At 33.6% G+C, this 13,787-nt stretch carries 11 protein-coding genes; 9 read left to right on the forward strand and 2 right to left on the reverse strand.

The window, feature by feature from the left end; translation table 11 throughout:
• Nucleotides 1-550 precede the first annotated feature (550 nt).
• Genes ACPF63_RS05015 through ACPF63_RS05040 form a run of 6 tightly spaced genes read left to right on the forward strand, consistent with a single transcriptional unit; the run spans nucleotide 551 to nucleotide 6,364 of the window.
• The gene (locus ACPF63_RS05015; RefSeq protein ID WP_426482223.1) at nucleotides 551-1,321 is read left to right on the forward strand and encodes a hypothetical protein; all 771 of its coding nucleotides are present in this window, start codon (nucleotides 551-553) and stop codon (nucleotides 1,319-1,321) included.
• Complete coding sequence (locus tag ACPF63_RS05020; RefSeq protein WP_426482224.1) at nucleotides 1,311-2,513, forward strand: SMODS domain-containing nucleotidyltransferase; 1,203 nt, start codon at nucleotides 1,311-1,313, stop codon at nucleotides 2,511-2,513. The genes ACPF63_RS05015 and ACPF63_RS05020 overlap by 11 nt, the downstream gene beginning before the upstream one ends.
• Nucleotides 2,491-2,919, forward strand: a complete 429-nt coding sequence (locus ACPF63_RS05025) for a hypothetical protein (RefSeq protein ID WP_106915235.1) — start codon at nucleotides 2,491-2,493, stop codon at nucleotides 2,917-2,919. Before ACPF63_RS05020 ends, ACPF63_RS05025 begins: the two co-directional genes overlap by 23 nt.
• A 54-nt stretch (nucleotides 2,920-2,973) precedes the next feature.
• Entirely contained in the window at nucleotides 2,974-3,570 is a 597-nt protein-coding gene (locus ACPF63_RS05030) for a restriction endonuclease subunit S (RefSeq protein WP_426482225.1), read from the forward strand.
• Nucleotides 3,560-5,089 (forward strand): type I restriction-modification system subunit M, encoded by a 1,530-nt coding sequence (locus ACPF63_RS05035; protein WP_426482226.1) that lies wholly within the window; start codon nucleotides 3,560-3,562, stop codon nucleotides 5,087-5,089. The genes ACPF63_RS05030 and ACPF63_RS05035 overlap by 11 nt, the downstream gene beginning before the upstream one ends.
• Nucleotides 5,090-5,137: 48 nt before the next feature.
• Nucleotides 5,138-6,364, forward strand: coding sequence for a restriction endonuclease subunit S (locus ACPF63_RS05040; protein ID WP_426482227.1), 1,227 nt, complete (start codon nucleotides 5,138-5,140; stop codon nucleotides 6,362-6,364).
• A 1-nt stretch (nucleotide 6,365) separates the two neighbouring features.
• Here ACPF63_RS05040 and ACPF63_RS05045 read toward each other — a convergent pair whose 3' ends face one another.
• The gene (locus ACPF63_RS05045) at nucleotides 6,366-7,436 is read right to left on the reverse strand and encodes a restriction endonuclease subunit S (protein ID WP_426482228.1); all 1,071 of its coding nucleotides are present in this window, start codon (nucleotides 7,434-7,436) and stop codon (nucleotides 6,366-6,368) included.
• A 127-nt stretch (nucleotides 7,437-7,563) separates the two neighbouring features.
• On the opposite strand from ACPF63_RS05045, the gene ACPF63_RS05050 reads away from it, so the two are divergent.
• The 3 genes from ACPF63_RS05050 (at nucleotide 7,564) to ACPF63_RS05060 (ending at nucleotide 12,484) form a co-directional block, all read left to right on the forward strand.
• A complete protein-coding gene (locus tag ACPF63_RS05050; RefSeq protein ID WP_426482229.1) occupies nucleotides 7,564-8,490 on the forward strand; it encodes a tyrosine-type recombinase/integrase in 927 nt (308 codons plus the stop codon).
• Nucleotides 8,491-8,637: 147 nt separating this feature from the next.
• Nucleotides 8,638-11,790, forward strand: a complete 3,153-nt coding sequence (locus tag ACPF63_RS05055; protein WP_426482230.1) for a type I restriction endonuclease subunit R — start codon at nucleotides 8,638-8,640, stop codon at nucleotides 11,788-11,790.
• Between the two features lies 1 nt (nucleotide 11,791).
• Nucleotides 11,792-12,484 carry a M48 family metallopeptidase gene (locus ACPF63_RS05060; RefSeq protein ID WP_426482231.1) on the forward strand — a complete coding sequence of 231 codons (693 nt, stop codon included), beginning with the start codon at nucleotides 11,792-11,794 and terminating at the stop codon, nucleotides 12,482-12,484.
• 157 nt (nucleotides 12,485-12,641) lie between these two features.
• Here ACPF63_RS05060 and ACPF63_RS05065 read toward each other — a convergent pair whose 3' ends face one another.
• Nucleotides 12,642-13,769 carry a site-specific integrase gene (locus tag ACPF63_RS05065; protein ID WP_426482232.1) on the reverse strand — a complete coding sequence of 376 codons (1,128 nt, stop codon included), beginning with the start codon at nucleotides 13,767-13,769 and terminating at the stop codon, nucleotides 12,642-12,644.
• Nucleotides 13,770-13,787 lie beyond the last annotated feature (18 nt).

Genomic DNA, 13,787 nt, shown 5'->3' on the forward strand with positions numbered 1-13,787 from the left:
TGAAGCAAAGAAGCCGTCTGTTCTGAAAAATGCTCCGTCCTTATTGCCTGTACTACTTTTGATAGGAGACTCGTATTCACGGATAAATTAATTTAAATATATGTCAGAACAATGCTAAATATCCACTTTGGGAATTTAATATTTAATGATGTATAAAATATTTAAAACAAATTTTAAAATCCGTCTATTTGTCTAAATTTTTAAAGCATCTAAAATGTTGGTAATCAGATGTTTGTTTTTGTGTTTTAAATTTAGTACAAAAAATACTTTGATTTTTTATTGATGGTTGTGTGAAATTTTATATCTTTGTAATGTTATTACTAAACAAAAAAACCAAATCTATTGGCGTAGATCCGGTTTTAAATTTTTTATTGACTTACAAAAATCGGTATTGAGCTTACAATACAACCAGAGGTTGGTCACCTCATATGATTAGAGTATTATAGTCGTTTTCGTTCTGCAAACTTATGTATTATTTATCTATTACACAAGTTTTCATTGATTATAGTACTCCATTAAGCATTTTTATAAATTTAAAAAATCCACTTAAATGGTAGTAAAAACAATTTTGGCAGTTTGCGGTAAAACTGCTGGTCAGGTTATTGTTAAAAAAGCCACCGAAGCGCTCATTGACAAATTTAACCTCTTTTATACGTACGGGCTGTCCAATTTTACAAAAATTAGAAATCAGGATGTTCGTTTTTCAATTAGTTATTTAATCCGAATCAAAATTCCAGGTACTTCAAAGTTCTTATTGGTGCGAGGGCATCGGATAAAAGACCAGTTACAACCCGTTGGAGGTGTGTATAAAAAGTACAACTCCTTTTCTGAATTTAGAAAATGGGGCTATAAGGAAGACTGTCCTCATAAAGGTATTAAAACAGATGATATCAGTAAGGATGATTTACGTTTTCGAGTAAAGGGTAAGTATGCTTTGGATGTGGTAAAGTGGTTTGAGTCGGAACGTGATAGAGAGTGTTCCTGGGATAGGGAGTTTGAGGAGGAGCTTATTGAGAGTAATATCCTGGATGACAAAATCTTTCGCAAAAAAAGATTCGAAAAAGTATCTAAGATAATGAAGTTCCTTAATTACAGTACCTATCATCAATGCTATGAAGTCTTAATTTATGACATTATCGAATTTTTGCCCACAGAGGAGCAGGAAGTCGCACTAAAAGGTTTTTTGGGCAGAGCGAGAAATTCGGGAGATGAACTAATGCTAGTCGATATCAATGAAATTGAAAGACTGATTGTTAGTGAAAATGAGGAGCAGATAGCTAAAATAGGGGAACATACTAAATACTTAATCAATGAAAAATAACTTAAATAGATATACAGAGCAGGAACTAAAGAAAGATGAACTTCTTGCTATAATTGCTTCCAATTTGGAGCTTGATGAAACTAGAAAAAGTCAGATGAAATCGGCATACAAGGCTGTTAATGATATTTTGGCTAAAGATGAAAATTTTTTTAAGGGTTATACAATAAGTGTATATGCACAAGGGTCACTTTTGATTGGAACAACAATCAAACCTCTTGCTGGCAAGGAATTTGACCTAGATATCGTTCTGCATATTGAGGATTCTTTCCTGAATCATACACCATCAGAGATTTATGATGAACTCTATCGTGTGCTTGCTGAGCATGAGACATATAGACCTCTTCTTCAGGAAAAAAACCGTTGTGTACGTATTAACTATAACAGTGATTTTCATATGGATATACTGCCCGGTTGCATCATAATGAAAGATAATACAAGATTGATGATTCCGTTGGATAAAAAAAGAATCTTTTGGTCAAGAACAAATCCTAAGGGTTATTTTGAATGGTTTAATGAGATTTCTGAAAGAAATCGTACGAGTTTTCTGCTTCAGGAAAGATATGGTATGCTTCTGGAAGCAAAGATTGAGACAGAAGATTTGCCTACAGATTTATATTTAAAAACCCCTTTGCAGAGAACGGTTCAGATAGTTAAACGCTATCGGGATTTGTATTATCAAAATAAGGATACCGAGCGCACTCCTGCGATTTCAAGCATTGTGTTAACGACATTGCTAGCACAGATTCATGCTGGTAGTCACTCAATTCAGGAAGCTTTAAAGGATGCAGCGTCCAAATTAAAGGGACTAGCGGATGACTTTAAGTATAAGGGAGTAAAGTTCACGGTTTACAATCCGGTGGATGACCATGAAGATAAAAATGAAAGAGAACATTTTACGGATTCTTGGGAGGAGAGACATTATAATAGCTTTGTCGGCTTTGTCGAGGACTTTCAGAGAAAACTAAATACCTTTCTTGGGAATTCAACCAATGAGTTTAATTATAAGGACCTGTTTGGAAATGGTTATTATAAAGAGAATATACAAGCGCTTGTCAAACTTGAGGAGAGTCGCAAAGGAAATCAAAAATTGGCAGCTTTGCTTGCTGGTACTGCTTACACAAGTGCAGATGGAATGATTAACATGTCAACAGGGGTTAAAAATGGGAGTCATGGATTTTATGCTGAGTCCTAGCGAGCTGGCTCGGAAAAACTGGATGGGCTTTTTGTTCAAGACCAAACTTGAATGCGAAAAAAAGTTTGACTGGATAGATTTTAAAGTTACAGGCCGGATGCTTGAAGGGACAGGTTCACTGCTGTTGAATGGTAGAAACTATTATTTTAAAATTTTGTGCTCTCCATTTTTACGTGGTAGATTTGAACGTGTTACCGTTGAGACGAAAAATCTAAAAAAATGTGTGGATACACATTTTAATGGAGACGGTTCTCTTTGCTTGTATCATCCTCTGTTTGATTTAAAGGGGCGCCCATACATGGATTTGGTCGATGTAATACCCTGGATATCTGAATGGGTGTATTACTATGATAAATATCTTGAATATGGAACCTGGTTGGGACCTGAATATCCTCATGATATATAATAATTTTCAAGTTCTCCGTTTCTTATGGAACGGAGACTTGCTTAAAAAATTGCTATGAATAAAAAGTTTAAATTGTCAGACATTGTCAATATCCGGTCTGGGATGGTAGTTCCCAAAACTGTTAATAATGATGAAGATCAATTGACTGATGCCTATGTTAGAATGATCGGTACCTCGGACTATAGCGATGACGGGGTCTTACGAAAAGATCTTGAAGCAAATGTTTTGATTAAACCTGCTATTGAAAAAAATTTCTTGCAGGAAAATGAGATTTTGTTCAATTCGAAAGGAAGGCGTTTTTTTGCCGCTAGATTCCAGAATGAGTATTCCTATACAATCGCAAGTGCTTCTTTTCTAGTGCTTACCATAGCTAGTCCAGAAGTTTTACCTGAATTTTTGGTATGGTATTTAAATCATCCGGATACACTGAAGATTTTTGATTCAAAAATGAATACTCAGGTGATGCCATCGATTACTAAACAGGAATTGGGGGAATTGGATATTATTATTCCTAATTTTGCAACCCAAAAGCAGATCATAAACTTAGATTCATTAAAAAAAGAGCAAATTGCGCTTCAGAAAAGGTTGATTGTTCTAAAAGAAAATTTCATCAACACAGTAACATATAAAAAACTAAAAAATGAGCAGTAAAGTAACTCAAAAAGATATCAATAATACAGTATGGAAAGCATGTGATACTTTCCGTGGAACAATTGATCCTTCTCAATATAAAGATTATATCCTGACTATGTTATTCTTAAAATATGTTACAGATGTATTCATTGAAAAAAAAGAAGAATATGGGAGGAAATATGATGGAAATATGGACCGTGTTAAAAGAGCATTGGAGAGAGAGAGATTTATAGTTCCAGATGAGTCAAGCTTTTATTTTTTATATGAAAACCGTAATAATCCTAAAATTGGTGAAATGATTAACCATGCTCTTGCTGAGCTGGAGGAGGCTAACAGGGAGAAACTTGGAGGACAAGATGGTTCAAATATTTTCAGGAACATTGATTTCAATAGCTCTAATTTAGGTGATGCGAAGGGGAAGGTAACAAGATTACGAAATCTTTTGAATGATTTTGTCACTTTGAATCTTTCATCGTCACATCTGGAGAATAATGATGTCATAGGGGGAGCTTATGAATTTCTAATAGCGAATTTTGCTTCTGATTCAGGTAAGAAAGCAGGAGAGTTTTTTACGCCGGCGGAAGTTTCTACTTTATTGGCTAAATTAACTAAATCAAAACCTGGTTCACGTATTTACGATCCCACATGTGGTTCGGGATCATTGCTGATCAAGGCTGGACGAGAGGTTGGTGATAATAATTTCTCGCTTTATGGACAGGAGGCTAATGGGAGCACATGGGCACTGGCTGTAATGAATATGTATCTACATGGTTATGATAGTGCAATAATACGTTGGGGAGATACTTTACGTAATCCTAAGCATAAAGATGGCGATAGTCTCATGCTGTTTGATACGGTCGTAGCAAATCCTCCGTTTTCATTGGATAAATGGGGTGCGGACGAGTTGTTAAATGATACTTATAATCGTTTTTGGAGGGGAGTGCCACCAAAATCAAAGGGGGACTGGGCATTTATTTCCCATATGCTTGAATCTTTGAATAATACAGGGAAGGCTGGTGTTGTAGTTCCCCATGGTGTATTGTTTAGAGGTGCGGCAGAAGGAAAAATTCGTGCAAAAACTTTAGAAGAAGACCTTATTGAGGCAATTATAGGGCTACCTTCAAATTTATTTTTTGGAACAAGTATTCCGGCTGCAATTGTTATTTTTAATAGGCAAAAAGTTAATAAGCAAAAAGTTCTGTTTATTGATGCAAGTAAGGGATTTGTACCCGGTAAAAACCAAAATTCATTGGGCGATTCACATATTCAACGTATTTTAAACGTTTTCTCGCGCTTTCACGATGAGATGATTCATGTTGGTGTTTTAGAGGATAAATTTGCATATGTATCAACGCTGGATGAAATTATCGAGAATGATTACAATCTTAATATTCCAAGATATGTTGATACTTTTGAAGCAGAAGAGGAGGTAGATATTAAAGCTGTTATGCAGGATATTAAATCTTTGGAAGCTAAAAGAGATGAATTGGACAGGGAGATTGAAGGTTATTTAAAAGAACTAGGTCTTGATTTTTAATTTATTTGAATCCTTAATGTTTTTACTAAAGAAAATTAAATGATCGAGATGGCGGATAAAGAGTTAAAAGTAAGTAAGGTTCCTAATTTGAGATTTTCTCAATTTACTGGAGAATGGGAAGTCAAAAAATTAGGTGAGATTGCTACTTTTTCAAAAGGAAAGGGAATTTCTAAAAGTGATATTGATGAATCTGGGATAACTAAGTGCATAAGGTATGGTGAACTATATACTCATTACAGAGAAATTATTAATGACGTAAAATCCAAAACGAATGTTGATATATCGACTTTAATTTTAAGTGAAGAAAACGACGTTATCATTCCGGCTTCAGGAGAAACAAGTATTGATATTGCAACAGCTTCTTGCGTTTTGAAGTCAGGTATTGCTTTAGGAGGCGATTTGAATATTATCAAGACCAAGAATAATGGAATCTTTTTATCTTATTATCTAAATAGTAAAAAGAAAATAGAAATAGCTAATTTAGCACAGGGTATTTCGGTAGTACATCTATATTCAAGTCAACTAGCTTCTCTTTCTTTAAGTTTACCAAAGCTCAATGAGCAGAATAGAATTTCTTCATTTTTGGCTTTACTTGACGAAAGAATTCAAACCCAAAACAAAATACTTAAGGAATTAGATGTATTAAAAAAAAGTATATCATATAGAATATTTTCTCAGAAGTCGAAATTTACAGCTTTCGAGGGACATGAATCTCAGAAGTGGCAGCCGACGAAATTGCAGCAAGTTTGTGAAATATTTGGTGGTGGGACACCAGATACAAATAGACAAGAATATTGGAAAGGAGATATTCAGTGGTTTACCCCAACTGAAATAAAAAGAAACTTTGTCTCTAAGAGTGAAAGGACAATTACTGCATTAGGATTAAAAAATTCGTCAGCAAAACTGCTGCCAAAAGGAACAATATTATTAACAACTAGAGCTACAATAGGTGAAACTTCAATAGCTATTGTTGAATGTGCTACTAATCAAGGATTTCAGTCCTTAGTAACTAAAGAAAATTGTTACAACATCTTTCTCTTTTATTGGTTAAAGAATAATAAACAAGAACTAAAGAAAAGAGCAAATGGCTCAACGTTTGCTGAAATTAGCAAAGCAGCTCTCGAAAAAATTGAAATAAAACTACCTAGTTTAGAGGAGCAAATTAAAATTGCGAGCTTCCTATTATCAATCGATACTAAGATTGATATTGAGAGCCAGTATTTAGAAAAATTAGAACAGGAGAAACAGTTTTTATTGAAACAAATGTTTGTATAATCTATACAAACATTTGTTTCAATAGATAATTCTTATTTTGAATAAATTTCTCTAGAATCGATTTTTCAAGCTGTATTTTATTGTCAATCTCTCCCAAAAAAGAAACAATTATTTCTTGTTCCTTTATAGTTGGTACCCGAATTCTAATTTTTTCAATAGTAGATTTTGATAGACTTGGAACACCAGAAGCCTCTTTGTATTCAAGCCATTTAATTGTTTTGAAAAGATGGAATACAAATTTAGGAATGCAATTCTTGAAGGAGTGTGTATAAAATAAAGTATCTACAGTCCAAATTTTGCCATTATGATACATTGGTTTATCAATTGTACCTTTACGCCCAATACAGACAGTTTCACCATTATACAGATATTTATCCACAAATGTCATAAGTCCACCAGTACCAAATACAGGAATTTTGCCCGTGTTTAAATGTTTATAATCCTTTCCGCTTCCAATCTTCAATATTTCCGAGATTGTATATTCTTTCCACTCTGTCTTATGAGATTCAAGTCTAAAACTTAGTTTTTTATTAAAGAGTCGACGTCGAAAATTATTGATTAAGGTTTCCAAGTTTCCAATTATTTTGTTTTGGGTTTGAATTCTCTCATCAAGCAGTGAAAAGAAAGAAGCTATCTTTTCTTGTTCAGCAATTGTAGGAAAGGCAATTGTGCAAGCGTGTATATCACCCAAATTAATTTTTTTAGGAAAAGCTACGTGAATAATTCTTTTGTTAAGCTCCTTCTTAAATTGACTACTTTCAATTCTATATTGAAGAAAATTAACTTTATACCCCTTTCTAACCCTAATAAGTGCGAGACTAACATAGTATGCTAATGGCTCATTATCTTGAATTATAGCAGTTGCGCCAATGATACCTGCAGTTATTCTTGTCATCAAGAGATCACCCTTTTTAGGTTTTACCTTATACTCTTTTTCGTATGCTTCTTTCGTGATAAATTTCTCTGTATTAGCTAAGCTATTAATATTTTCAACACTAACAAATCTAACTCCACTCTTAACGTAAGTAGGTGTTTGATGGGTTCCGTCATAAATATCAGCTACTTCGCCCAATTTTTTAATTTCCCATTCTCCAGTAAATTGAGAAAATCTCAAATTAGGAACCTTGGGGATACATTTACTCCAAAGATAAAATCTTCTTTATTTCTTTCCTTTGACTCGTTAATTAAATAAAATTATAATGAAACAGCAGAAAAAGCTATCGGAAGTTATTGGTCTATGGAAAATAGATAAAAAGCAATTTGTTAAAAAGTCAAGTTTTGCGGCTTATATACTTTTGATAGAGAATCATATTCTTCCCACCTTTGGGGAGTTATATATAATCGAAGAGTCAGAAGTACAGGGGTTTGTAATTAAAAAATTGGAAGACGGATTGAGCCATAAGACTATTAAGGATATCCTGATTGTACTAAAGATGATTTTAAAATTTGGTGCGAAAAGGAAATTTTTTGACTACTTACCCTTTGATATCCAATTCCCAACTGAAAGGGAGAGGAATGATATTGAAGTTCTAAGTAGGTCAGATCAGAAAAAGATAATGAACTATATTCAGGATCATTTTACATTTAGAAATTTGGGTGTTTATATTTGTTTGAGTGCTGGAATCCGAATAGGGGAAATCTGTGCGTTAAGTTGGGAGGATATTGATACGGATAACGCAATAATTAGTATTCGAAAAACAATTCAGAGGATATATCTTATAGAAGATGGTGAAAGGAGAACCGAATTAATCATCGATACACCAAAAACTAAAAATTCAAATCGTGAAATACCTATCAGTAAAGATCTATTAAAAATCCTAAAACCTTTTAAGAAGGTAGTAAACCCATCATTTTTTGTCCTTACAAATGATTCAAAACCAACTGAACCTAGAACATATAGAAGTTACTACAAGAGTTTTATGAATGAACTGGATATGCCGGATATAAAGTTTCATGGTTTAAGACATAGTTTTGCTACAAGATGCATAGAAAGCAATTGCGATTATAAGACTGTCAGCGTCCTTTTGGGGCACTCAAATATAAGTACCACGTTAAATCTATATGTGCATCCTAATATGGAGCAAAAGAAAAGGGCAATAGAACAAATGTTCAAAACCCTGCGATAAACTACAGGGGCTTGAATTACGAGCAAATTGCTCGTAATTCTCTTTTATTTCCGTAATTTGCCATAGAAGAAAATATAGTCAAATTTTATTTAAATGTTTACATTTTAAAAATGTAAAATTATATCAATGTGCTAAAACCAATAAACCATGGCTTTTACAGAAGATAATACATCACAAATTCCAGCTCTAAAATTACTTATAAATTTAGGTTATAGTTATTTATCTCAGGAACAGTCTCTTGAGCTCCGCGATAGCAGAGAGAGTAATGTCATATTGGGAAAAGTACTTCGGGAAAGATTGATGTTTATCAACGACATTAAAATAGGGAATAAAAGAACAAAATTTGAATCGGCAAATATTGAAAAAGCAATTCAAAAAATTCAGGATATACCACTTTCAGAAGGTTTAGTACATTCCTGCAATCAGATATATAACCTTTTGATTTTTGGACATGCGCTAGAGCAGTCGATTGAAGGCGACAAAAAAAGTTTTACGTTAAATTACATTGATTGGAATAATCCGAGTAATAATCATTTTCATGTTGCAGAAGAGTTTTCTGTACTTCGTACAGGCAGAAAAGAGAGCTATAGGCCAGATATAGTTCTCTTCGTAAATGGAATACCCTTAGCTGTTATTGAGTGTAAAAGCCCTCTAATTAAAGATCCACTAAAGCAAGCTATTTCACAGCATATAAGAAATCAACAGGAGAATGGTATTTTGAGTTTGTATGTATATAGCCAAATTTTATTATCAACCTGTTTATTTGAGTCTAAATATGCAACAACAAATACAAAAGAAGAATTTTGGTCGATTTGGAAGGAGAAAGACAATCATTTCAATGAGTTGTTGGATAATTTAGTCAATTCACCTTTAAGCATAGAGGTGGAAAACAAGATTTTTTCAAATCCCGATATTAGAAATTCAAAAGATCGAACGACATACGTAGAAAAATACCAGCATTACGTTCCTCCGACCGCTCAAGATATCTGTATCCATGGCTTATTGAGTCCTGAGCGTTTGCTGTTTATTATCAAAGATTTCATACTATTTGAAGGTGGTGTGGTTAAGAAGATTGCACGTTTTCAGCAGTTTTTCTCAATCAACAAAATAATTGAAAGAATAAAACCTCTCCGTAATGGTAAAAGGAAGGGCGGTGTAGTATGGCATACGCAAGGAAGTGGTAAATCGTTGACTATGGCTATGTTAGCACGTAAAATAAAGGAGGTAGTTCCTAATCCCCAGATCATACTGGTAACAGATAGAATCGATTTAGATAGGCAGATCACAGCGACATTGAAGAAAGTTGAAATTGAAGTAATTAATGCTGGTTCCGGAAAACAATTAGTTAGTTTACTCAAAGGAAATGGAGACTTGGTGATTACAACGATTATAAATAAATTCGATGCTGCTGTAAGGAGTCTGGAGGAAAATCAACTAACTAGTCCCAATATATTCGTATTGATAGATGAGGCCCATAGAACGCAGCATGGTATATTTAATGTGAACATGGAAAAGGTGTTGCCAAATGCTTGCTTTATAGTATTTACCGGAACACCATTAATGAAAAAGCAGAAGAATACCGCTAATAAATTTGGAGGAATCATAGATACTTATCCTATATCTGAAGCAGTTGAGGATGGAGCAATTGTACCTATTTTATATGAGGGAAGATTAGCGGTTCAAGATGTGAATAGAAGAGCATTGGATAATACTGTAAATATGGTGATTGAAGATCTTGAAGAGAAGCATCGAGCTGATCTCAAAAGAAAAATGAGTCAAGCTAACCTTATATTAAAAACGGAACAGAATATTTATCAAATTGCATTTGATATAAGTAAGCATTTTCAATCTAACTGGGGGTATAATGAAGAGGGTATACACACTGGCTTTAGAGGGATGGTCGTATGTCCTGATAAACTAACAGCTGTAAAATATAAAAAGTGCTTTGATCTTATTGGTAAAGTTAAGGCTGAGGTTGTGATGTCAGCGCCTGATACTAGGGAAAACAATGAAGATATACATAGCTCTGAATCTCCAGAAGTAACACAGTACTTTGAGCTGCTTAAAGCTAAATACGGTCCTGATATTGATAATACGATCATTCAGAATTATGAAAAGGGGGAAAGTATAGAGTTGTTGATCGTTATTGACAAACTCCTGACTGGTTTTGACGTTCCACAAACTGTCGTGATGTATTTATGTAGAAAACTTAGGGAACACACACTTTTACAGGCAATTGCTAGGGTGAATAGGGTATATCCTGGAAAAGATTACGGGTTTATAATTGATTATGCTGGTATCATGGAAGAACTTAAAGAAGCTTTAGAAAACTATTCGGGTGATAGTTCTTTTGATCCTGAAGATATTATAGGATCTTTGACCAATATATCTGAAGAAGTAGGTAAATTACCACGTGCACATAAAGACTTACTAAACCTTTTTACGCAAGTAGTTAATGAGCATAATATTGATGAATATGTGTATTTGTTATCAGATCAGGCAGTAAGAGAAGATTTTTATAGTAAGTTCAGTCTTTTTGCAAGGATACTAAAAATAGCCTTATCATCAATAGATTTTCATAATAGCTCTTCGCCGAGAGAAATTCAGCAATACAAAGATGATTTAAAAAAATACGCAGGCATCCGAGTTGCTGCAAATTCACTTTATTTAGATACAGTTAGTTTTACACAATATGAGAAGCAACTCCAAAAGCTATTGGATCAACATGTTATTACAGAAGAAATTATTCGCCTTGTTGAGCCACTGGATATTCTGGATGCCGAGGCTTTTGCTGAAGAAGTAGAAAAGCTTGTAGGTCCAAGAGCTAAAGCAGAAAAGATTGCTGCGGCTACAGCTAAATATCTATCCATAAACATAGATGCTAATCCCGCATTATATAAAAAGTTATCAGAGTTAATATCTGAAACTATAGCGGAAATGCGAGCTAATCGTTTGTCAGAGTTGGAAGCTCTTAAAAAACTCAATGGTTTTAGAGATCAGATACTAAATGGATCATCATACCAAGTTCCCGACGAAATAAAAGGAAAGGAAAGAAATGTAGCTATTTATCAATTACTAAAGCAGGAAAAGTTCAAAGAGGGAAAAGAAACGGAGATTACTAAGGTTTTTGATGATTTGATTTCAAATTATGAAATAGTTGATTGGCATAAACGTACAGATATTATTAACAAAATTGAATTAGATTTTGGTGATTATCTAATGGATGTATTTGATTTTCCTTTAGAAGAAGCTGATAAATTAACTAGGAAATTAATAGATATTGCAGTCGCAAATAAATGAGATGATAGAGAGTATTCAGTATGGGAAGGAAAGAATTGAATTTGAATTGAAATATTCAAACCGTAAAAGTGTTGGAGTAAAAATATTACCTGACTCTTCCGTTGTTGTTGTTGCACCACTCGAAATATCTTTGGATAGGACAAAAGAACTGCTTCTGAAAAAAGCGAGTTGGATCATAAGACAAAAATCATTTTTTCTACAATTTGAACCTACAATTTTTGATTATGAAGTTAAATCAGGTTATTCCATTTATTATTTAGGTCGTCAATATAAATTTCTAGTGGAAAAATCTTATAAGGAAGAAGTTTCATACAAAGGAAATTTGTTTTTAGTATCTACAAGAAGTAAGGATAGAGCTCGAGATTTTTTTTTGGAATGGTTAAAGACTAAAGCTGTCAATAAAATATCAGAAATTGCAAAGCCTATTATTAAAAAATTTTCCGAACGCTTTGAGGCACCAAAAAGCATATATTTTCAGGACATGCCAACACGTTGGGGAAGCTGCACAGTAAAGAATAAGCTTATTTTTAATCCCAAATTAGTGCATACTCCAAAAAGATGCATTGAATATGTTGTAATGCATGAGCTGTGTCATATTGTACATAAACATCACGATCAGAATTTTTTTGATTTATTGACAGTTATGATGCCTGATTGGGAAAGGAGAAAAGCTAAATTAGACTCATTTGCGTAGAATGCATAGTTTAAAGGGACTGTGCCTTTTAAATTAAATAAGCAAAAATATGGTAGTGAAATTCGAAAATATCATGGGAGTAAAACTTAAAAAAACTCTTTCAAGTTTGAGACCATTACATAAAGCATAAATAAAATATGAAAAAGAAGGCAATATCTTAAATTAATGAATTTTTATTATTCAAATCCAACTTAATTTTTTCTGAAGCTTCTTTTGTTAAAGCGTCAACAATCCTGACATAAACTTCTGTGGTTTTTACATCTTTATGACCTAATAATTTTGATACAGTATAGATGTCCGTACCTGACGTCAGCTGTAAAGTGGCGAATGTATGACGAAAACCATGGAATGTAAAGTGTTTCTTTATTCCGGCATTTTTAAGCCAACCGGGGAGGAATTTGATTACGTCAGAATAGGTTAGGTCTTCGAAAACTTTTGCGTCATATTCACCACGAAGACCTAGTAGTGAAAGGGTGTCATCTGAAACCGGATAATATTCTGCCTTTCCTGTTTTATTTTGTTTAAACAAAATATAGTAATTTCCGGATGTTCCCTGTATATCACTCCAACTTAGATTTTCAATATCACAATAGCGAAGTCCTGTTAATGCCGAAAACAGTCCTGCTTTCTTGACAATGGAGGAATTACAGTCAGCATTAGCCATCCTTTGTAATTCGTCTTTAAAAAGATAAGGCCTATGCGTATCATCTACTTTGATATTATGAATAAAATTTCCTAGGTCTGTTGAAATATATTTATTTCTGTAAGCTTTTTTTAAAACACATTTAAATCTTGAAAAATAAGTGGCAGCAGTACTTTTTTGAATCTTGATTTTTGAACGTCCAACTGCGGGAGAGGATAATAGGTATTTTTTATAGCTCTCACAGAAGGCTTCATTAAGGTGCTTAAACAAAAAGACTTCACCTGCAAACTTTTTAAAATAGGCAATAGCCATACTCCAATGCATTGCCCCTGATTTGCTATCGACTTCTGCCTGGAAAAAATCAATAAAGTTGGAGTTGAATTTTGTCTTATTCAAAAAACCATAGTCAGTACTGTGAACATCAATTTGTCGTTGAAGACGTACACGTTCAGCAAAAGAGCTAATTTCTTCATTATGGAGTTTTTCAGCTTCAGATCTTGGGCTGTTGTAGATGAACATTTTAAGATAAAGCTTTCTAAGTAGCTTTCCTGTCGTTTCACTCTGTATAGGAGGATAAATTTCTAAATACAGACTTTGTCGTCCTTTACTTATCGGTTTATGCCGTAAAGTTACTCTGGTCATGATATCGGTATTAAGGGG

Source organism: Chryseobacterium sp. R2ACT005 (assembly GCF_049949215.1).
GTDB lineage: Bacteria > Bacteroidota > Bacteroidia > Flavobacteriales > Weeksellaceae > Chryseobacterium.

What these genes read in the sequence shown, in the direction of transcription:
- ACPF63_RS05065 (WP_426482232.1), bottom strand. Translation starts at nt 13,769, where the DNA reads ATGACCAGAGTAACTTTACGGCATAAACCGATAAGTAAAGGACGACAA.
- ACPF63_RS05050 (WP_426482229.1), top strand. Translation starts at nt 7,564, where the DNA reads ATGAAACAGCAGAAAAAGCTATCGGAAGTTATTGGTCTATGGAAAATA.
- ACPF63_RS05030 (WP_426482225.1), top strand. Translation starts at nt 2,974, where the DNA reads ATGAATAAAAAGTTTAAATTGTCAGACATTGTCAATATCCGGTCTGGG.
- ACPF63_RS05040 (WP_426482227.1), top strand. Translation starts at nt 5,138, where the DNA reads ATGGCGGATAAAGAGTTAAAAGTAAGTAAGGTTCCTAATTTGAGATTT.
- ACPF63_RS05055 (WP_426482230.1), top strand. Translation starts at nt 8,638, where the DNA reads ATGGCTTTTACAGAAGATAATACATCACAAATTCCAGCTCTAAAATTA.
- ACPF63_RS05035 (WP_426482226.1), top strand. Translation starts at nt 3,560, where the DNA reads ATGAGCAGTAAAGTAACTCAAAAAGATATCAATAATACAGTATGGAAA.
- ACPF63_RS05025 (WP_106915235.1), top strand. Translation starts at nt 2,491, where the DNA reads ATGGATTTTATGCTGAGTCCTAGCGAGCTGGCTCGGAAAAACTGGATG.
- ACPF63_RS05060 (WP_426482231.1), top strand. Translation starts at nt 11,792, where the DNA reads ATGATAGAGAGTATTCAGTATGGGAAGGAAAGAATTGAATTTGAATTG.
- ACPF63_RS05020 (WP_426482224.1), top strand. Translation starts at nt 1,311, where the DNA reads ATGAAAAATAACTTAAATAGATATACAGAGCAGGAACTAAAGAAAGAT.
- ACPF63_RS05015 (WP_426482223.1), top strand. Translation starts at nt 551, where the DNA reads ATGGTAGTAAAAACAATTTTGGCAGTTTGCGGTAAAACTGCTGGTCAG.